The sequence below is a fragment of the Acidimicrobiales bacterium genome (assembly GCA_036399815.1).
GTDB lineage: Bacteria > Actinomycetota > Acidimicrobiia > Acidimicrobiales > DASWMK01 > DASWMK01.
In genome coordinates this window covers 1-17,625 of record DASWMK010000128.1, presented here as the reverse complement: position 1 = coordinate 17,625, position 17,625 = coordinate 1, and the positions used below count along the sequence as shown (strand labels likewise).

At 76.1% G+C, this 17,625-nt stretch carries 18 protein-coding genes and 1 tRNA gene; 11 read left to right on the top strand and 8 right to left on the bottom strand.

Annotation, left to right across the window (positions count from 1 at the left end; genetic code table 11):
- Positions 1-5 precede the first annotated feature (5 nt).
- Together VGB14_08925 and VGB14_08920 are read right to left on the bottom strand one after the other, a co-directional pair.
- Positions 6-587 (bottom strand): isochorismatase family protein, encoded by a 582-nt coding sequence (locus tag VGB14_08925; protein ID HEX9993034.1) that lies wholly within the window; start codon positions 585-587, stop codon positions 6-8.
- Positions 588-589: 2 nt separating this feature from the next.
- Positions 590-1,933: a nicotinate phosphoribosyltransferase gene (locus tag VGB14_08920; GenBank protein ID HEX9993033.1), complete on the bottom strand. Its 1,344-nt coding sequence runs from the start codon at positions 1,931-1,933 to the stop codon at positions 590-592.
- 36 nt (positions 1,934-1,969) lie between these two features.
- On the opposite strand from VGB14_08920, the gene VGB14_08915 reads away from it, so the two are divergent.
- The gene (locus tag VGB14_08915) at positions 1,970-2,152 is read left to right on the top strand and encodes a hypothetical protein (protein ID HEX9993032.1); all 183 of its coding nucleotides are present in this window, start codon (positions 1,970-1,972) and stop codon (positions 2,150-2,152) included.
- 56 nt (positions 2,153-2,208) lie between these two features.
- The gene (locus VGB14_08910) at positions 2,209-2,871 is read left to right on the top strand and encodes a hypothetical protein (protein HEX9993031.1); all 663 of its coding nucleotides are present in this window, start codon (positions 2,209-2,211) and stop codon (positions 2,869-2,871) included.
- 70 nt (positions 2,872-2,941) lie between these two features.
- On the opposite strand, the gene VGB14_08905 is transcribed toward VGB14_08910, so the two are convergent.
- The 3 genes from VGB14_08905 to VGB14_08895 form a co-directional block, all read right to left on the bottom strand.
- Positions 2,942-4,051, bottom strand: coding sequence for a hypothetical protein (locus tag VGB14_08905; GenBank protein ID HEX9993030.1), 1,110 nt, complete (start codon positions 4,049-4,051; stop codon positions 2,942-2,944).
- Between the two features lie 61 nt (positions 4,052-4,112).
- Positions 4,113-4,436: a cupin domain-containing protein gene (locus tag VGB14_08900; GenBank protein HEX9993029.1), complete on the bottom strand. Its 324-nt coding sequence runs from the start codon at positions 4,434-4,436 to the stop codon at positions 4,113-4,115.
- A gap of 9 nt (positions 4,437-4,445) precedes the next feature.
- Entirely contained in the window at positions 4,446-7,085 is a 2,640-nt protein-coding gene (locus VGB14_08895; protein ID HEX9993028.1) for a bifunctional [glutamine synthetase] adenylyltransferase/[glutamine synthetase]-adenylyl-L-tyrosine phosphorylase, read from the bottom strand.
- Between the two features lie 36 nt (positions 7,086-7,121).
- Here VGB14_08895 and VGB14_08890 point away from each other — a divergent pair, with 36 nt between their 5' ends.
- From VGB14_08890 to VGB14_08870, 5 genes are read left to right on the top strand one after another with little or no spacing between them, the layout of a single operon-like run.
- Positions 7,122-8,837 (top strand): NAD+ synthase, encoded by a 1,716-nt coding sequence (locus tag VGB14_08890; protein HEX9993027.1) that lies wholly within the window; start codon positions 7,122-7,124, stop codon positions 8,835-8,837.
- Positions 8,837-9,754 (top strand): DMT family transporter, encoded by a 918-nt coding sequence (locus VGB14_08885; protein ID HEX9993026.1) that lies wholly within the window; start codon positions 8,837-8,839, stop codon positions 9,752-9,754. Before VGB14_08890 ends, VGB14_08885 begins: the two co-directional genes overlap by 1 nt.
- A gap of 52 nt (positions 9,755-9,806) precedes the next feature.
- Positions 9,807-10,463 carry a hypothetical protein gene (locus tag VGB14_08880; GenBank protein ID HEX9993025.1) on the top strand — a complete coding sequence of 219 codons (657 nt, stop codon included), beginning with the start codon at positions 9,807-9,809 and terminating at the stop codon, positions 10,461-10,463.
- Positions 10,460-11,284, top strand: coding sequence for a DUF455 family protein (locus tag VGB14_08875; GenBank protein HEX9993024.1), 825 nt, complete (start codon positions 10,460-10,462; stop codon positions 11,282-11,284). The genes VGB14_08880 and VGB14_08875 overlap by 4 nt, the downstream gene beginning before the upstream one ends.
- 10 nt (positions 11,285-11,294) lie before the next feature.
- On the top strand, positions 11,295-11,843 hold the full coding sequence (locus VGB14_08870; protein HEX9993023.1) for a hypothetical protein: 549 nt from the start codon (positions 11,295-11,297) through the stop codon (positions 11,841-11,843).
- A 32-nt stretch (positions 11,844-11,875) separates the two neighbouring features.
- On the opposite strand, the gene VGB14_08865 is transcribed toward VGB14_08870, so the two are convergent.
- Positions 11,876-12,190 (bottom strand): antibiotic biosynthesis monooxygenase, encoded by a 315-nt coding sequence (locus VGB14_08865; protein HEX9993022.1) that lies wholly within the window; start codon positions 12,188-12,190, stop codon positions 11,876-11,878.
- A 200-nt stretch (positions 12,191-12,390) separates the two neighbouring features.
- On the opposite strand from VGB14_08865, the gene VGB14_08860 reads away from it, so the two are divergent.
- Both VGB14_08860 and VGB14_08855 read left to right on the top strand, forming a co-directional pair.
- On the top strand, positions 12,391-13,329 hold the full coding sequence (locus VGB14_08860) for a sigma-70 family RNA polymerase sigma factor (GenBank protein HEX9993021.1): 939 nt from the start codon (positions 12,391-12,393) through the stop codon (positions 13,327-13,329).
- A 39-nt stretch (positions 13,330-13,368) separates the two neighbouring features.
- Complete coding sequence (locus tag VGB14_08855; protein HEX9993020.1) at positions 13,369-14,337, top strand: patatin-like phospholipase family protein; 969 nt, start codon at positions 13,369-13,371, stop codon at positions 14,335-14,337.
- A gap of 34 nt (positions 14,338-14,371) precedes the next feature.
- On the opposite strand, the gene VGB14_08850 is transcribed toward VGB14_08855, so the two are convergent.
- Both VGB14_08850 and VGB14_08845 read right to left on the bottom strand, forming a co-directional pair.
- A tRNA-Sec gene (locus VGB14_08850) sits at positions 14,372-14,467 on the bottom strand.
- A 134-nt stretch (positions 14,468-14,601) separates the two neighbouring features.
- Positions 14,602-15,531: an HAD-IB family hydrolase gene (locus VGB14_08845; GenBank protein ID HEX9993019.1), complete on the bottom strand. Its 930-nt coding sequence runs from the start codon at positions 15,529-15,531 to the stop codon at positions 14,602-14,604.
- A 118-nt stretch (positions 15,532-15,649) separates the two neighbouring features.
- Here VGB14_08845 and VGB14_08840 point away from each other — a divergent pair, with 118 nt between their 5' ends.
- Both VGB14_08840 and VGB14_08835 read left to right on the top strand, forming a co-directional pair.
- Entirely contained in the window at positions 15,650-16,513 is an 864-nt protein-coding gene (locus VGB14_08840; GenBank protein HEX9993018.1) for a hypothetical protein, read from the top strand.
- Positions 16,510-17,625 (top strand): CpaF family protein (locus VGB14_08835; GenBank protein HEX9993017.1); only part of this gene is annotated, 1,116 nt, incomplete at its 3' end. The genes VGB14_08840 and VGB14_08835, both read left to right, overlap by 4 nt.

The window sequence follows — 17,625 nt, the reverse complement described above, 5'->3', positions numbered from 1 at the left end:
ACGCCTCAGGCGAGGGTCACGCCGGCGGCGCGGAGCTCGTCGTTGGCGCGGTCGGCGTCGCCGTCCTCGAGGTTGACCGGCCTCGTCGCCTCCAGCGGCACGGTCGTGGCGTAGCCCAGGCGCTGGGCGTCCAGCGCGGTCGCCTTCACGCACACGTCCTGCGCGAGGCCGACGACCACCACCCGCTCCACCCCCCGCTCGGCGAGCAGGCCGTGCAGGGCCGTGGGCCGGTCCTCGCCGGTGTCGACGTCGCGCTCGTAGAACCCCGAGTAGCCGTCCTCGCCGTCGCTGCCCTTGCGCACGACCGGCCCGGCGACGGCCAGGTCGGGGTGCAGGGCCGCGCCCCAGGTGTCCTTCACGCAGTGGACCGGCCACACGCCGCCGTCCTTGGCGAAGTGCGGGGTCGACGGCGGGTGCCAGTCCTGCGTGTACGCCACGAGCGCGCCGGCGGCGAGGGCCTCGGCGACGAGGCCGTTGACCGTCGGGACGATCTCCTCGCCGCCCCGCACGTACAGGCCGCCGTTCGGGTCGGCGAAGTCGTTCTGCACGTCGACGACGACCAGCGCGGCCCGACCGTCCAGCTCCATCGTCATCCCACCTCCCTGCTCGTGATCTCCCGGGCGACGGCCCGCAGCCGCTCCGAGATGGCGACCGGGTACGGCTCGGGCCCGTCCAGCCGCCGCACGCCGGCCGGCAGCTGCGAGAAGCCATCCTCGAAGTGGGCGTTGGCCTCGGCCAAGCCGACCCGCCCGGCCGCCGTCCGCGCCCCGTCCCGCATGACGTCGACGAGCAGGGGCACGGCGCCGTCGACCGGCGGCGGCTCGTCCTGGCCGGCCACCGTGTCGCCCGTCCAGCCCGGCGCCCGCCACACCTGCTTCGGGCACGGCCAGCTGGCCTTGCCGGGCGAGGTCTTCAGCACCGGCCGGCCGTCGACGGCGACGAGCTTGTAGACGGTGTCGACGGTCGGCGCGTCGGCCGAGACGCCGAGGGTCGAGCCGACGCCGAACCCGTCGATCGGCGCGCCGTCGGCGACCAGCCGGGCCAGCGACCGCTCGTCCAGCCCGCCGGAGGCGAAGATGCGGACGTCCTCCAGCCCGGCCGCGTCGAGGCGCTGCCGCGCGTCGGCGGCGAGCGCGGCGAGGTCGCCGCTGTCGAGCCGGATGCCGCGGATGCCGCCCCCGTCCCGCCGCCGCTCGAGCGCGACCTCGATGGCCCGCTCGACCCCCCTCGCCGTGTCGTAGGTGTCGACGAGCAGGACGGCGCTGTCCGGGAAGGCGCGCGCGTAGGCCCGGAACGCCTCGGTCTCGTCGCCCCACGCCTGCACGAACGAGTGGGCCATCGTCCCGCTCGCCGGCACGCCGTAGCGGTCGGCGCCGGCGACGTTGCTGGTGCCGTCGAGCCCGACCAGGCCGGCCACCTTGGCGACCTTCATGCCGGCGTCGACGCCGTGGGTGCGGCGCAGCGAGAAGTCGACGACGGCCCGCCCGCCGGCCGCGTCGCGGCAGCGGGCCGCCTTCGTGGCGATCACGGTCTGGAGGGTGACCTGGTTCAGCAGGAACGTCTCGGCCAGCTGGCCCTCGGCCAGCGGGGCGTCGACCTCCAGCACCGGCTCCGACGGGAACACGACCGTCCCCTCGGGCACGGCCCGCACCGACCCGGTGAACCGCACGCCACCCAGCCAGTCGAGGAACCCGGCGTCGAACACGCCGAGCCGGTCGACGGCGGCCAGCTCCTCGTCCCCGAACGACAGGCCCTCCAGCCAGGCGAGGCAGTCGTCCAGCCCGGCGGCCACGAGGTAGCCCCGCCCGGGCGGCAGTGACCGGACGAACAGGCTGAACGTCGCCGGCCGGTCGGCCATCCCGTCCCTGCGGTAGGCGTCGGCCATGGTGAGCTCGTAGAGGTCGACGAGGAGGGCGGGGAGCACGTCGGCCACGGGCGGAGCCTACGGGGCGTGGTAGACCGCCTCGCCATGGCATTCGGTCGCAGGTTCGGACGGGGAGGACGGGGCGGAGGCGGCGGGCTCGACGCCCTCCAGCACGCGCTGGACCGCCTGGTGCGCGAGAACGTGCTCACGGTCGACCAGGCCGAGCGCGTCCGCCAGGCGGTGAAGGAGGAGCGCCAGAAGCTGCGGGGCGAGCGCAGCGGCAACTAGCGGGATCCTCCGCGCCGCCTCACAGTTCCCTCACACCGTGCGCCGATGATCGGCGCATGAACACCACGACACGCACGGCGGTGGCCTCCGTGGCCGTCGCCCTCGGCGCCCTCGGCGTCACGGGGCTGGTGACGACCGGCGTCGCCGGGTCGGCCGAGGCCCCCGCGACCGCGACCGCGTCCGAGGACGGCGCCGGCGGCCCGCTCGACCGGGCCCTCGACGGCCTCGTCGAGGACGGCACGATCACCGAGGAGCAGGCCGACGCCGTCAGGGACGCGGTGGTCGAGGAGCTCCCGCCCGGTTGGCAGCGCCACGCCAGGGGGATGGAGATCCTGGAGCACGCGCTCGACACGGCGGCGGCGACGATCGGGGTCGACGCCGACGCCCTGCGGGAGGCGCTGGCCGACGGGCGGACGGTCGCCGAGGTCGCCGAGGAGCACGGCGTCGAGCCGTCGGCGGTGATCGACGCGCTCGTCGCCGCCGGCAACGAGCGGCTCGACGAGGCCGTCGCGGACGGCGACCTCACCGAGGCCGAGGCCGACGAGCTGCGCGGCCGGCTGGAGGAGGGGGCGCGCCACTTCGTGGAGGACGCCCCGCCGTTCGGCCCGGGCGGTCCTGGCGGTCCCGGCGGTCCCGGCGGCCCCGGGCCGTGGGGCGGCCCGCCGCCGTGGGCGCACGGCCCCGGCGGTCCGTGGGGCGGCCCGGACGAGGGCGACTGACCGAGCCGCAGCGGCGGGAGGCCGGGGCCGGTCCCTGGGGGCCGGCCCCGGCGCCCGCGTGCAGCCGGCGTCAGGCGACGGCTCGCGCCACCAGCGCGTCGCGGTCGGCGCCGACCAGCCAGGCCGTCGTGCCGACGGCGCCGGCGGCCTGGAACCACGACTCGCCGACGGCCGGGTTCGGGCTGTCCACGATCCGCCAGGCCCGGCCGTCGAACCGCTCGACCAGCGTGTGCCACACGGCCCAGCCGTTGGCGTCGTGGGCGTCGTGGTGGCCGACGGCCCAGGCGGTGCCGTCGGCGGCGACCGTCACCCCGGCCAGCCCGGCGGCGCCGGCGGTGGCGGGCAGCGCCGCCCGCCGCCACGACCGCCCGTCCCACCGCATGGCGAGCGCCTGGCCGGACGACGAGCCGACCGCCCAGGCCCGCCCGCCGGCCGCGCCGACGGCGGTGAGCCGGTCGTCGAGGTCCGTGGTGGCGGTGGGCACGACCGACCAGGAGCTCCCGTCCCAGTGCTGGACGAGGGTCTGGCCCCGGCTCCCGTAGGTGCCGATGAACGTCGACCCGACCACCCAGGCGTCGGTCGGCGAGGAGGCGGCGACGGCGGTGTACGCGTGCGCGGCGGCCACGTCGGCCAGGGGCACGACCGACCACGACCGGCCGTCCCAGTGCTGCAGCTGGGTGCCGAGCGCCCACACGTCGTCCGGCCCCGAGGCGGCGACGGACCACAGCCGGCCCGTCGCCATCGCGCCGGTGACGGGCGACCACGTGGCGCCGTCCCAGTGCAGGAGGATCGGCAGGTCGGCGTTGTAGCCGTAGCGGTCCTGCCACCCGACGGCCCACGCGTCGGTCGCCGACAGCGCGGCGACGCCGGTGAGGGCCTCGTCGCTCGAGGCGACGGCCTCGGTGGTCACCGTCGTCCACCGCGCGCCGTCCCACCGCTGGATCAGGACGTCGAGCTCGGTCGGCCCTTCGAGGGTCCGGCCCCGCGACCCGACGGCCCAGCCCGAGGACGGCGACCCGAACGCCACGCCGTACAGGCGGGCGCCGAGCCCGGCCCCCGGGCTGCGGACCACCCCCACCCGGGCGGTGGCGCCGGCGGGGGCGGCCAGGAGCCCGACGAGCACGGCGGCGACCAGGGCGGCGCCGGGCAGGCGGCGCTGGGGGGACGGGAACGGTCGCACGGTCGACCTCCTCGGCGGCGGGACTGCCCTTGATACGGGCGCCACCGGCGCCGGGATTGCGTCAGTCGCCGGTCTCGGGCGGCGAGAAGATCACGAGGACGGCGAGGTCGTCGGCGATGTGGTGGAACCCGTGGACCTCGCCGGCGGGCACGAACGCCACCGTGCCGGCGTGCACCTCGACGTCGTCGTCGCCGCTCGCCAGCCTGGCCGACCCGGCCAGCACGACGTACACCTCGTCCTCGGCGTGGGGCTGCTGCGGGTCGTCGGCCCCGGCCGGCAGCCGGTACAGCCCGGCGGACATCGTCGCCTCCCGCAGGAACTCCCAGTAGGCGGTCCCGGCGTCGGCGTGGCCGGCCAGGAGGTCGTGGAGCGTGAGGAGGTGCACCGGGAGGTTCTAGCCCTTCCCGTAGAACAGCCGCTCCACCACCCGGCGGGCCCGCCGGGTGACCCGCCGGTACTCGTCGCGGAGGGCGGGCGGCGTGGTGTCGAGCGAGCGGGCCAGCTTGCCCAGCCGGTCGGGCCGGGACGGCAGGGAGTCGCCGGGGCCGCCGTTCACGAGGAACCACCGGTTCCTGGTGCGCTCGCAGAACCGGTAGGCGTCGGCCAGGACGCGGGCGTCGTCGGCGTCGACGGCGCCGTCGGCGACGAGGGCGTCGAGCGCGGCCATCGTCCCCGGCTCGGCGACGCCGGCCCGCAGCTGGAGGAGCTGGACGCAGAACTCGACGTCGGAGAGCGACCCGCGGCCGAGCTTGAGGTGGAACTGGGGATCGTCGCCGGCCGGCAGGCGCTCCCGCTCGACCCTGGCCTTGATCCGGCGGATCTCGCGGACGTCCTCGGCCGTCAGCGGCCGCTCGAAGGCGAACCGCCGCGCCTCCTCCAGGAACCGCCGGCCGACGTCGGGGTCGCCGGCCACCGGCCGGGCCCGGAGCAGCGCCTGGCGCTCCCACACCTGGGCCCACCGCGCGAAGTAGGCGCGGTAGCCGTCGAGGCTGCGGGCCAGTGCGCCGTGCCGCCCCTCGGGGCGCAGGCGGACGTCCACCCGCCAGGCCGGCACGAACCGCAGCAGGGCGACGGCGACCCGCTCGGCCGCCTCGAAGTCGGCCGGCGTCGTGCCGTCGTAGACGGTGACGACGTCGAGGTCGCTGGCGTAGGACAGCTCGGCGCCGCCGAAGCGGCCGAGGGCGACGACGGCGAACGGCAGGGGAGGGGCGAGGTGCTCGACGGCGGCCTCGAGGGTGGCCTCGCCGAGGACGGTGAGCGACCGGGCGGTGGCGGCCACGTCCGTCGCGCCGAGCACGTCGGCGGCCGCCACCCGCAGCCGCTCGCGGTCGGTGAAGCGGCGCAGCGCGGCCGACCGCTCGGCCTCCTCGGGCCGCCAGGCGACCGCCGCCCTCGCCGCCTCGAGCGTCGCCGCCCGGTCGCCGCCGGCCAGCGCCTCGGGCGACCGCAGCGCGGGCACGAGGTCGGGGTTGCGCCGGAGGGCGGCGCCGATGAGCTTGCTGGTGCCGAGGAGGAGGCAGAGCCGCCTGGCGGTCTCGGGGGAGTCCCGCACGGCGACCGCCAGCTCGGTCGACACCCGCGACCCCCAGGCGAGGTGGCGCAGCCCGAGCAGGCCGAGGTCGGGGTCGGGCGAGTCGGCCAGCCAGCCGAGCAGCAGCGGCAGCAGCTGCTGCATGAGCCGGGACGACCGCCGCAGCCCCCTGGTGAGCTCCTGCACGGCCTGGCGCGTCCGGTCGGCGTCGGCGAACCCGAGCGCCGACAGCCGGGCCTCGGTCGCCTCCGCGGACAGCAGCCCGGCCTCGCCGGCGAGCGCGTCGAGCAGGGGGCGGAAGTAGAGGCGCTCGTGGATGCCCCGCGCCGACGCCTGGTGGCGGCGGAGGTCGTCGTCGAACCGGTCGGCGGCGGTGGCGCCCGGCGCCCCCCGGTAGCCGAGCACCCTGGCCACCCGGTCGCGGGCCGCCCGGTCGGCCGGCACGGCGTGGACCTGGCGGCCCTCGTCCAGCTGGAGCGCGTGCTCGACCCTGCGCAGGAACCGGTAGTCACCGGCGAGCGCCTCTGCGTCGGCGGCGTCGACGTAGCCGCCGTCGGCCAGCTCCCGCAGGGCGACGAGCGTGGTCGGCGACCGGAGGCGCCGGTCGCGGCGCCCGTGCACGAGCTGGAGGAGCTGCACGGCGAACTCGACGTCGCGGATCCCGCCCGGCCCCCGCTTGACCTCCCGGTCGGCCAGCCCGCGCCGGCCGACCTCGGACTCGGACCGGGCCTTCATGGCCCGCAGCGAGCGGAGGTCGTCGGCGCTGAACGGCCGCTCCCACAGCGCCTGCCGGGCGGCGTCCTCGAAGCGGGCGCCGGCGTCGGCGTCGCCGGCCACCGCCCTCGCCTTCAGCAGCGCCTGGAACTCCCACGGCTGGGCCCAGCGGTGCCAGTAGGCGACGTAGGCGTCGACGGTGCGCACCAGCCGCCCGCTGCGCCCCTCGGGCCGGAGGTTGGCGTCGACGCGGAAGCAGCCGCGGGCGACGGCCAGCACGTCACGCGCCGCCTTCTCGTCCTCGCCGACGAGCATGACGTCGACGTCGCTGGCGTAGTTCAGCTCGGAGCCGCCGAGCTTCCCCATGCCGATCACGGCGAGCCCGTCCGCGCCCGCGACCGTGCAGGCGCCGGCGAGCACGTCCGCGGCGAGCGCGGCGAGCGCGGCGCCGACGTCCTCCAGCGCAGCCATGCCGCACAGGTCCGTCGCCGCGATGCGCAGGTACTCCCTCGCCTTCCAGCGGGCGAGCGCGGCCCCGTCGGACGCGTCGGGCGGCGCCCGGCGGTCGAGGTCGGCGAGCACGTCGAGGGCGGCCGGGTCGGTGGCGAGCAGCCGGGTGAGCTCGCCGCTCGCCGCCGTCACGGCCACGAGCGCGGCGGCCAGGCGGGGGTCGGCGGCCAGCCGGTCGTGGAGGTCGGGGTGGAGGGCGGCGACCCGGTCGACGGCCACGCGGACGGCGACCGGCGCCGCCGACCGCTCCACCTCGCCGTCGAGCGTGTCGATCGCCACCCCGAGACGGTAGGCCGCCCCTCGTAGGCTTGGGACGTGGCCCGCCTGCGGATCGCCGCCTGCCAGCTCGACACCGTCGTCGGCGACCTCGACGGCAACGCCGACCGCGTGCTCGCCGCCCTCGACCGGGCCGAGGCCGCCGGCTGCGACGTCGCCGTCTTCCCCGAGCTGGCCATCACCGGCTACCCGCCCGAGGACCTGCTCCTGAAGCCCCGGTTCGTGGCCGACAACCGGGCCGCGCTGGAGAAGGTGGCGGCGAGGACGGGCCGGTGCGCGGCGGTCGTCGGCTTCGTGGACGCGGGGCGGGACCTGTTCAACGCGGCCGCCGTGTGCGCCCACGGCGCCATCCTCGGCACGTACCACAAGCGCCTCCTGCCGAACTACGCCGTGTTCGACGAGCAGCGCTACTTCGCGGCGTCGACCGAGCCGCCCACCCTGTTCCTGATCGGCGGCGTGCGGGTCGGGCTGTCGATCTGCGAGGACGCGTGGAGCCCCACCGGGCCGATCGCCGAGGCCGCCGCCGGCGGCGCCGAGCTCGTCCTCAACCTCAACGCCTCGCCCTACTACGCCGGCCGGGTCGAGGAGCGCGAGCGCATGCTGGCCACGCGGGCGGCCGACGCGTCGTGCGCCCTCGTGTACGTCAACCAGGTCGGCGGCCAGGACGAGCTCGTCTTCGACGGCGCCTCGCTGGTGTTCGACGCCGACGGGCGGGTGATCGCGAGGGGGGCGCAGTTCCGGGAGCAGGTGCTCGTCGTCGACGTCGAGGTGCGGCCGGTGTTCCGCAAGCGCCTGCTCGACCCGCGGGGGCGGGCGTCGAGCCCGTCGCTGCCGGTCGTCGACGTGACGGCGGTGGCCGGCACGGTGGACGGGCCGCCGCCGGGGCCGACCGTCGTCGAGCCCCTCGACCCGGTGGCCGAGGTCTACGAGGCGCTGGTGCTCGGCACCCGCGACTACGTCGTCAAGAACGGGTTCACGGACGTGCTCATCGGCCTGTCCGGCGGGGTCGACTCGTCGCTCGTCGCCGTGATCGCCGCCGACGCCCTCGGCGCCGAGCACGTGCACGGCGTGGCCATGCCGTCGCGCTTCTCGAGCGAGGGCTCGGTGGCCGACGCCTCCGCGCTGGCCGCCAACCTCGGCGCCGACCTGCGGACCATCCCCATCGAGCCGGCCCACGAGGCGCTGCTCGGCATGCTGGCCCCGAGCTTCGCCGACCGGGACGAGGACATCACCGAGGAGAACGTCCAGTCCCGCATCCGCGGTGTGGTCCTCATGGCCCTGTCCAACAAGTTCGGGTGGCTGGTGCTGACCACCGGCAACAAGAGCGAGATGGCGGTCGGCTACTCCACGCTCTACGGCGACACGGCCGGCGGGTTCGCGGTGATCAAGGACGTGCCGAAGACGCTCGTGTACGAGCTGTGCCGGTACCGCAACCGCGTCGCCGGCCGCGACCTCGTGCCCGAGGCCGTGCTCACCAAGCCGCCGTCGGCCGAGCTGCGCCCCGACCAGCGCGACGACGAGTCGCTGCCCCCCTACGACGAGCTCGACCCCGTGCTCGAGGCGTACGTCGAGGGCGACCTGACCGCCGCCGAGCTGGTCGACGCCGGCTTCGACCCCGCCGTCGTCCACCGCGTCGTCCGCCTCGTCGACCTCTCGGAGTACAAGCGCCGCCAGACGCCGCCCGGCGTGCGGGTCACCCCCAAGGCGTTCGGCAAGGACCGGCGCCTGCCGATCACCAACCTGTACCGGGGCTAGTGGCGGAACCGGCCCCCGTCCCCGGCCGGCTGCCGGCCGGGCCGGTCACCTCGCCCGTCGTCGCCGCGGCCGCCGTCGCCGTCGCGGCCGCGCTGTTCGGCACCAGCTTCCTCGTCATGCAGGAGGCGGTGGAGGACGTCGAGCCCGTCCCGTTCCTCGCCGTCCGCTTCGCGTTCGGCGCGCTGTCGCTCGCGCCGTTCGCCCGGCGGGCGGACCGCCCCGGCGTGGCGAGGGCCGGGACCGTCGCGGGGCTCGTCCTCGCCGTCGGCTACCTGTTCCAGACGACCGGCATCCAGTACACGACGTCGTCCGCGTCCGCGTTCATCACCTACCTGCTCGTCGTGATGGTCCCGCTGATCGTCGCCGTCGTGAGCCGACGGCTCCCGCCGCCGACGACCGCGGCCGGCGTGGTGCTCGCCGTCGCCGGCCTCGTCCTCCTCACCGGCGGGTCGGTGGGCTTCGGCAAGGGCGAGGCGCTGACCCTCGGGTGCGCCTTCTCCTTCGCCGTCCACATCGTCGTCCTCGCCGACTACGCGCCCCGCTTCGACACCGTGCGGCTGACCGCCGTGCAGCTGGGCGTGGCCTCGCTGGTGCTCGCCGTCCCCGGCCTGCTCCTCGGCGGCTACGGCTTGTCGTGGACGGCGCTGCTGGCCGCCGCCTACACGGGGGTCGCCGTGTCCGCCGCCGCCTTCTTCCTCCAGATCTGGGGCCAGCGGGTGCTGGGACCGACGAGGACGGCGCTGCTGCTCATGCTGGAGCCGGTGTTCGCCGCCCTCGTGGGCTACGTGGCCGGCGAGCGGCTCGGCCTCGCGGGCACGGTCGGCGCGCTGCTGATCCTCGCCGGGATCGCCGTCGCCGAGGCCCCCGGTGTCTTGACCCGTGGGTCAGCCTCGCGCCAGGCTGAGGCCGCGGGCTGACCCGAGCGTCCGGCGCCGCCCCTCCCGCAGCCGCCCGTCCCGAAGGAGCCCGATGGCCGACCCCCGATCGCCCCGGCCGCCGTTCGCGCCGTGGGACCGCCGCGAGCTGCCGGGCGCCTTCGACGTGGAGGAGTCGGCCCGCCGGGTCGGCCACTACAAGTGGATCGAGATGCGCCTGTTCGAGGCGCTCGGCGGCTGGGTGGCGACCGTGCCAGAGCTCGACGTGAAGCTGCGCCTCGGCACCCACTGCTACCACCACGCCTGGCACGCCGAGCTGTGGCACAAGCGGCTGCCCGAGCTGCGGGAGATGAACCCCGACCGGCTGACCGTGCCGCCGAACGACGAGCTCGTGGCGTTCGTGGCCGCCATGACCGAGCCGGAGGCGCCGGGCGACACCATCGAGAAGCTGGTCGGCGTGTACCGCGTGCTGATCCCGCACAAGATCGCCGCGTACACGTACCACCTGAACAGCACGAGCCAGATCACCGACGCCCCCACCATCCGCTCGCTGAAGTTCGCGCTGGCCGACGAGCTGGAGGACTGGCGCGACGGCGAGATGCTCCTCCAGTCGCTGATCGAGACCGAGGAGGAGGTCCAGCGGGCCGCCGACCACCAGGCCTGCCTCGAGAAGCTGATGCTGGCGGCGGGCGGCATCGCCGGGCCGGGCTCGATCGGCGGGCCGACCGGCGCGCTGGAGGCGTCGGCGTGAGGCGCACGCTCCCCGTCGAGCGCCTGGCCAGGGACGAGCGCTTCGTCCGCGTGCCGATGGAGGAGCGGATGCGCGACCCCCGCCGCGCCGGCGACGACGCCGCGGCCCGGCGGAGCGGCCGCCAGGGGAGGCTCGCCCCGGACCGCAGGGGCGGGCCCGACGGGGCGCGGGTGCTGATGCACGGCATCTTCGTCGGCGAGATCCAGGCCCTGGAGGGCGCCGGCCGCACGTGCTGGGACTTCGAGACGGGCACGGCGCCGCACGAGGCGCCCTTCGCGCTCAAGCTCGACATGGCCCGCCAGTGCTGGGACGAGGCGAGGCACTGCGAGATCTCCGCCAAGCTCGGCGACTGGATGGGCACCGAGATCGGCGAGTTCGCCGAGCAGACCCTCCTCTACGAGGCGTCCTGCAACCCCGACCCGGTCCTCCGGCTCACCGGGGTCAACCGCGCCCTCGAGGGCCTCGCCATCGACGTGTTCAACACCATGCGCGAGTTCGGCGCGCGGGGCGGCGACCCGGTGCTCGAGTTCTGCGAGGACTGGATGCTCGCCGACGAGGTCACCCACGTCCGCATGGGCTCGGACTGGCTGCGCCGCCTCACCGAGCGCGACCCCGAGCGCCGGGCCAGGGCGCTCGAGTTCCAGCGCGTCGTCGACAAGCTGTTCTCCTTCGACGGGCTGCGCGGCGAGGAGGCCGACAGCCCCGTGCAGCTGGCCAGGCGCTTCCGGGAGCTGGCCGGGTTCACGACCGCGGAGATCGACGAGATCTCGGCGCTCTCCCGTGCGGCGCGGGCGGACGCCGCGCCGGCGCCCGGCGGCTGAGGTGGGGCGGGTGACGGTCGCGCCCGACGCGTTCGGCTACGTCGAGTTCGACGCGGCCCGCATCGCCGCCGTCGCCGAGAAGGTGCTGGACGACCTCGGCCTCGACCTGCCGCTCCGCGTCGAGGTGGACGAGTCGTCGCCGCTCGGGCGGGCGAGGGTGGCGAGCGTCGAGCCGCTCGTCGTCGCGGTGGAGGGCGGCGCGTTCGAGGACCCGCGCCGCTTCCGACAGCTGTCCGAGCCCGGCGTGGCCGACACGCTCGGCCGGCTGCTGCTGCGCGTGCGCGACCGCCTCGACCCCGGCTTCGGCGAGCCCGGCCCCGACGACGCCATCCCCCTGCCCCACTCGACCGCGTGGGACGCCTACTGCATCGGGCGGCTGGCCCGCCTCGGGTACCGGGGCCAGCGCCAGCGCCGGCTCTACCACTTCCGCAACCGGCACGGGTTCACCGACGCCGCCGACGCCGCCTTCGCCGCGCTGTGGGACGGCGACGGGCTGCGCTGGGCCGACGTCGTCCGGCTGTCCGACGAGGCCCGCCGGGCGCTCGACGCCGCCGGCTGACCCGGCGCCGCCGGGCCGCCGGGCCGCCCGGCCTAGTGGAGGTCGTGCGCGCTCAGGCCCTCGAGGAGGTCGATGGTGGGCGGGCGGGCCAGCAGGCCCTCGCAGGCCTTCGCCATCGCCACCGTCTCCTCGGCGTCGAAGTGGGCCCGCTGGTCGGCCGCCGTCGCCCACTTCTCGATCACCACGAACCGCCCCGGCACGGTCACCGAGGCGCACAGGTCGATGTTCCTGCACCCGGCCTGCATCCTCGACAGCACCACGTACTTCGACAGCACGGCGAGCAGGACTTCGGGGTCGGTGGCGTCGAACACCATGGTCACGATGGCGAGCTCGACCTCGTCGGCCACGAGCCGACCGTACCGCCTCACGCTCGGCGCTCCCCGGCCGATGGGGACGCCCGGTGCGGCGCCGGTCCGCCGGGCCGGGTTGGCACCCTTGACCCCGTCGGTATCGTAGGAGCCGAACCGCTGGGGCGGCTCGTCGGTCGTGGGCGCCCGAGCCGATGCCCCGACCGCACAACTGACCGGCCAGCCAGGAGACTCATCCCTTGCCAAAGGAGCGCGTCGAGCGGGACGAGGAAGACCTCGTCCGGCTCTACCTCACCGACATCGGTCAGTACCCGCTGCTCACGAAGGACGACGAGGTCCGCCTGGCCCAGGCGATCGAGGCGGGCAACGCCGCCCGCCAGTCGCTCGACGGGCAGCCCCGCGACCTCACGGCGTCCAAGCGGCGCGAGCTCCGCCGCGTGCTGCGCGCGGGCGAGGACGCCGAGCGCACCTTCGTCCAGTCCAACCTGCGGCTCGTCGTCTCCATCGCGAAGAAGTACCAGGCCTCCGGGCTGCCCCTCCTCGACCTCATCCAGGAGGGGAACCTCGGCCTCATGCACGCCGTCGAGAAGTTCGACTGGCGCAAGGGCTTCAAGTTCTCCACCTACGCGACCTGGTGGATCCGCCAGGCCATCACCCGCGGCATCGCCAACACCGGCCGCACCATCCGGCTGCCCGTCCACGCCGGCGACACCCTGGCCCGCCTCCAGAAGGCGAGGGCCCGGCTGGAGCTGAAGCTCGGCCGCCCGGCCACGCTCACCGAGCTGTCGGCCGAGGTCGAGATGCCCGAGGACAAGGTCACCGAGGCGCTGCGCTTCGCCGCCGAGCCGCTGTCGCTCTCCGAGCCGCTGCGCGAGGACGGCGACGCCGAGCTCGGCGACGTGGTCGAGGACCGCTCGGCCGAGTCGCCCTTCGAGGTGGCGGCCACCGCGCTGCTGCCCGAGGAGATCGCCCGCCTGCTCGCCCCGCTGGACGAGCGCGAGCGGGAGATCCTGAAGCTCCGCTTCGGGCTGGACCGGGGCGAGCCCCGCACGCTCGAGGAGGTCGGGGAGCACTTCAACCTGACCAGGGAGCGCATCCGCCAGATCGAGGCGAGAGCCATGTCGAAGCTGCGCCACCCGTCGAGCGACACGGGGGCGCGGGACCTGCTGGCCGTCTAGCGGCAGCGCCGGCGGGCGACGGGGCGGGCGGGCCCGGCAATGGACTGCGACCTCGTGCTCGAGGGCGGCGGGGTGAAGGGGATCGGCCTCGTCGGCGCGGTCGCCGTGCTGGCCGAGCGGGGCTACCGGTTCCGGCGCGTCGCCGGCAGCTCGGCCGGCGCCATCGTCGGCGCGCTCGTCGCCGCCGGCGTGCCGGCGGACCGGCTCGCCGAGCTCGTGCACGACGTCGACTACCGCCAGTTCCGCGACCCTGGCTGGCTCGACCGGGTGCCGCTCGTCGGGCCGGCGCTGTCGGTGCTGTTCGAGAACGGCGTGTTCGAGGGCGACGCCGTCCGCCGCTGGGTCGACGACCGGCTGCGAGAGGCGGGCGTGCGCACCTTCGGCGACCTCCGCATCGACGACGACGACGGCACCGCGCTCCCCGAGGGGCGGCGCTACCGGCTGGTCGTCACGGCGTCGGACGTGTCGAGCGGCCGGCTCGTGCGGCTGCCCTGGGACTACCCGCGGTACGGCCTCGACCCCGACGAGCAGCCCGTGGCCGACGCCGTCCGCGCGTCCGCGTCGATCCCGTTCTTCTACGAGCCGGTCGAGCTGCGGGGGCGGGGCGGCGCCCGGTCGACCCTCGTCGACGGCGGCCTGCTGTCGAACTTCCCGATCGACACCTTCGACCGCGACGACGGCCGCCCGCCCCGCTGGCCGACGTTCGGCGTGAAGCTCTCGGCCCGGCCCGAGGCCAACCAGGTGCCCCGGCCGGTGTCGGGGCCGTTCGGCCTGGCCACCGCCATGCTCCGCACGATGGTCAACGCGCGCGACCAGATGCACCTCGACGACCCGTGCGTGGTGGACCGTACGATCTTCGTCGACACCGGCACCGTCGATTCCGTCGACTTCGACCTGAGCGAGGCCGACCAGCGCCTGCTCTTCGGGAACGGCCGGTCCGCCGCCGAGGAGTTCCTGGCGGGCTGGGACTGGGACGGCCACCGGGCGAGGTGCAGGGGCGCGGCGTAGCGCGGCGTTCCGGTGGCGGGTGGCGGGGTGCTGGTGGCGGAGGTGGACGGGAATCGAACCCGCCGTCACAGGATCACTGCGACCACCCGCTTTGAAGGCGGGGGGCGCCACCAGGTCGCCGGACACCTCCGCCGCCGAACCTAGCGCCTCGACCGGGGGCGGCCGTCAGGGCCCGCTCGCCGCTCGCCGCACCGCACGGGCGCCGTCGTCCCCGGTACGGGCGCTCGCCGCTCGCCGCTCGCCGCTCGCCAATGGGCGCCGTCGTCAGCGGCGCCGCCGGGCCGCCCGCCACGCCGTCCCGACCGCCTGCCTACACTCCGCGCCCATGAAGAAGCTCCTCCTGCTCGCCGTCCTGGCCGGCCTCGCCGTGTTCGCCGCGAAGAAGGTCCGCGCCGCCTGATCGCCCGGGTCGGCGTCGTCCCGCCGCACCCACCACCAGACCACGAGCCCGGCCACGACCGCCGCCAGCCCTCCGCCGATGGCGGCCGTCGGCCCGGGCGGCGGCATCGCCACCCGGTCCCGCAGCCGCACCTTCCGCACGAAGAGCCGCACCTCCCACCCCTCCCGCCGCGCCATCCGGGCGAGCTCGCGGTCGGGGTTGACCGCCACCGGGTGCCCGACGCAGGCGAGCATCGGGATGTCGGTGGCCGAGTCCGAGTACGCCCACGAGGCCGAAAGGTCGATGCCCTCGCTCGCCGCCAGCGCCTCCATCGCCTCCGCCTTGTACGGCCCGAACGCGTAGAACTCGAGCTCCCCGGAGTAGCGACCGTCGCCGTCGAGCCGGGCGCGGGTGGCGATGATGTCGTCGACGCCGAGGTAGCGCGCGAGCGGGGCGACGATCTCCTCGGGCGACGCCGACACGAGGTACACCCGCCGCCCCGCCTCCCGGTGCTCGCGGATGAGCTGGAGGGCCTCGTCATAGACGATCGGCTCGACCACCTCGGCCAGCGCCTCGCGCACGATCCGGCTGACCGTCGCCTGCTCCCAGCCCTTGGTCAGCGCCAGCACCGACCGCCGCATCCGGGCCATCCGCGCCTCGTCCGCACCCAGGTACAGGTAGACGAGCTGGCCGTAGAGGGCGCGCAGCAGGAGCCACCGGGAGATCAGTCCCTCCCGGTAGAGCGGGCGCCCGAAGGCGACCATCGAGGCCCGGGCGATGACGGTCTTGTCGAGGTCGAAGAAGGCGGCCGTCACGCCGGCCGAGCCTAGGGGTGGCCCTGCCGCTCCCCGGACGAGGGTGTCGTAGGGGTGCGGTAGGGTGGCGCTCGCCCTTCCCCCAGAGGCCCCTAGTCGCGCGCCCGGGGAGGGTTCGTTGCTCATCTCCTGCTGGTCCGCCAAGGGCGGGTGCGGCACCACCGTCGTGTCGGTCGCCCTCGCCCTCCTGCTCGCCCGCTCCGCGTCCGCCGGAGCGCTCCTCGTCGACCTGGCCGGCGACGTCCCCGCCGCGCTCGGCGTCCCCGAACCGGACGGCGCCGGCGTCCTCGACTGGCTCGCCGCCGGCCCCGACACCCCGGCCGACGCCCTGTCCCGCCTGGAACGCGTCGCCGCCCCGGGCCTGGCCGTGCTCCCGAGAGGCTCCGGCCGCGCCGACCCGTGGTCCACGACGGGCGCGACGCCCGGGCGCCCGGCTGGTGGGGCCGTCGGCGCCGCCACCGAGCGGGCTGGGCCGGCGGGTGGGAGGTCCGCCCAGCCTGACCCGGCGGTCGCGCACCGGCCCGACGTGCCGGCGGGCGTCGTGGCTGCCGACCCGCCCGGCGACCACCCGGCCGGCCGGCCCGGCGGGCGCCGGGTCATCGCGCACCGACCCGACCTGCTGGCCGGCGTGCTGGCGGCGGATCCCCGCCCGGTCGTCGCCGACTGCGGCACGGTCGGCCCCGACGACCCTGGCGACCCCGGCCTCACGCTCGCCGCCTCGGCGTCGGTGTCGCTCCTCGTCCTGCGCCCGTGCTTCCTCGCCCTCCGCCGGGCCGCCGCCGCGCCGGTCCGACCATCGGGGGTCGTCGTCGTGGACGAGCCCGGGCGGTCGCTCGGGCGCCAGGACGTCGAGGACGTCCTCGGCGTTCCCGTCCGCGCCGAGGTCCGGTGGGACCCCGCCGTGGCGCGCGCCGTCGACGCCGGGCTGCTCGCCGCCCGCCTCCCGCGGGCGCTGGCCCGTTCGCTGCGAGGCGCGGCATGAGTGCCCTCGCCCCCCTCGACGGCCTGGCCGGCGTCGTCCACCAGCGGCTGCTGCGCGAGCGGCAGGCGGCGACGTCGCGCCCCGGCACGGGCGACGTGCCCACCGTCGCGGACGTGGCGTCGCTCGTGCGCGCCACCGCCCCGCTGCTCGGCGGGCCACAGGTCGACGCCGTGGTCGACGCCGTCCTCGCCCGCACCACCGGGCTCGGGCCGCTCCAGCCGCTGCTCGAGGACCCCACCGTGACCGAGGTGATGGTGAACGGGCCGGGCCCCGTCTGGGTGGAGCGGGCCGGGACGCTGGAGCGGACGGTCGTCGTCGTCGACCGGCCGACCGTCGAGCACCTCGTCGAGCGGGTCGTCGCCCCCCTCGGCCTGCGGGTCGACCGCCTGTCGCCCGTGGTCGACGCCCGCCTCGCCGACGGCTCCCGCGTCAACGCCGTGATCCCACCCCTCGCCATCGACGGTCCCTGCCTGACGATCCGACGGTTCGCGTCGGGCACCGTCCCGTTGGAGGACGCCGCCCCGGCCGGCGTCGCCGACCTGTTGCGGTGGGCCGTCGCCGCCCGCCTCAACGTCATCGTGAGCGGTGGCACCGGCGCCGGCAAGACCACCCTGCTCAACACGCTGGCCGGCGGGATCCCGCCCGGCGAGCGGGTGATCACCGTCGAGGACGCCGCCGAGCTTCGGCTGCCGGGCGACCACGTCGTCCGGCTCGAGGCCCGGCCCGCCAACGCCGAGGGGGTGGGGCGGGTGACGGTGCGCGACCTCGTTCGCAACGCCCTCCGCATGCGGCCCGACCGCATCATCGTCGGCGAGGTCCGTGGCGCCGAGGCGCTCGACATGGTGCAGGCGATGAACACGGGGCACGAGGGGTCGCTGTCGACGTGCCACGCCAACGGCCCGGCCGACGCGCTCCGGCGCCTGGAGACCATGTGCCTGATGGCCGACGTCGACCTCCCGCTGCCGGCCGTGCGCGACCAGCTGGCGGCGGCCGTCGACCTGGTCGTCCACGTCGCCCGCCATCCCGGGGGGCGCCGGGAGGTGGCGTCCGTGGCCGAGGTCGCGCCGCCGGGCGCCGGGCCCGGCGACCCGCTCACCGTCACGGTCCTGGCC

What these genes read in the sequence shown, in the direction of transcription:
- VGB14_08925 (HEX9993034.1), bottom strand. Translation starts at nt 587, where the DNA reads ATGGAGCTGGACGGTCGGGCCGCGCTGGTCGTCGTCGACGTGCAGAAC.
- VGB14_08915 (HEX9993032.1), top strand. Translation starts at nt 1,970, where the DNA reads ATGGCATTCGGTCGCAGGTTCGGACGGGGAGGACGGGGCGGAGGCGGC.
- VGB14_08910 (HEX9993031.1), top strand. Translation starts at nt 2,209, where the DNA reads ATGAACACCACGACACGCACGGCGGTGGCCTCCGTGGCCGTCGCCCTC.
- VGB14_08880 (HEX9993025.1), top strand. Translation starts at nt 9,807, where the DNA reads ATGGCCGACCCCCGATCGCCCCGGCCGCCGTTCGCGCCGTGGGACCGC.
- VGB14_08855 (HEX9993020.1), top strand. Translation starts at nt 13,369, where the DNA reads ATGGACTGCGACCTCGTGCTCGAGGGCGGCGGGGTGAAGGGGATCGGC.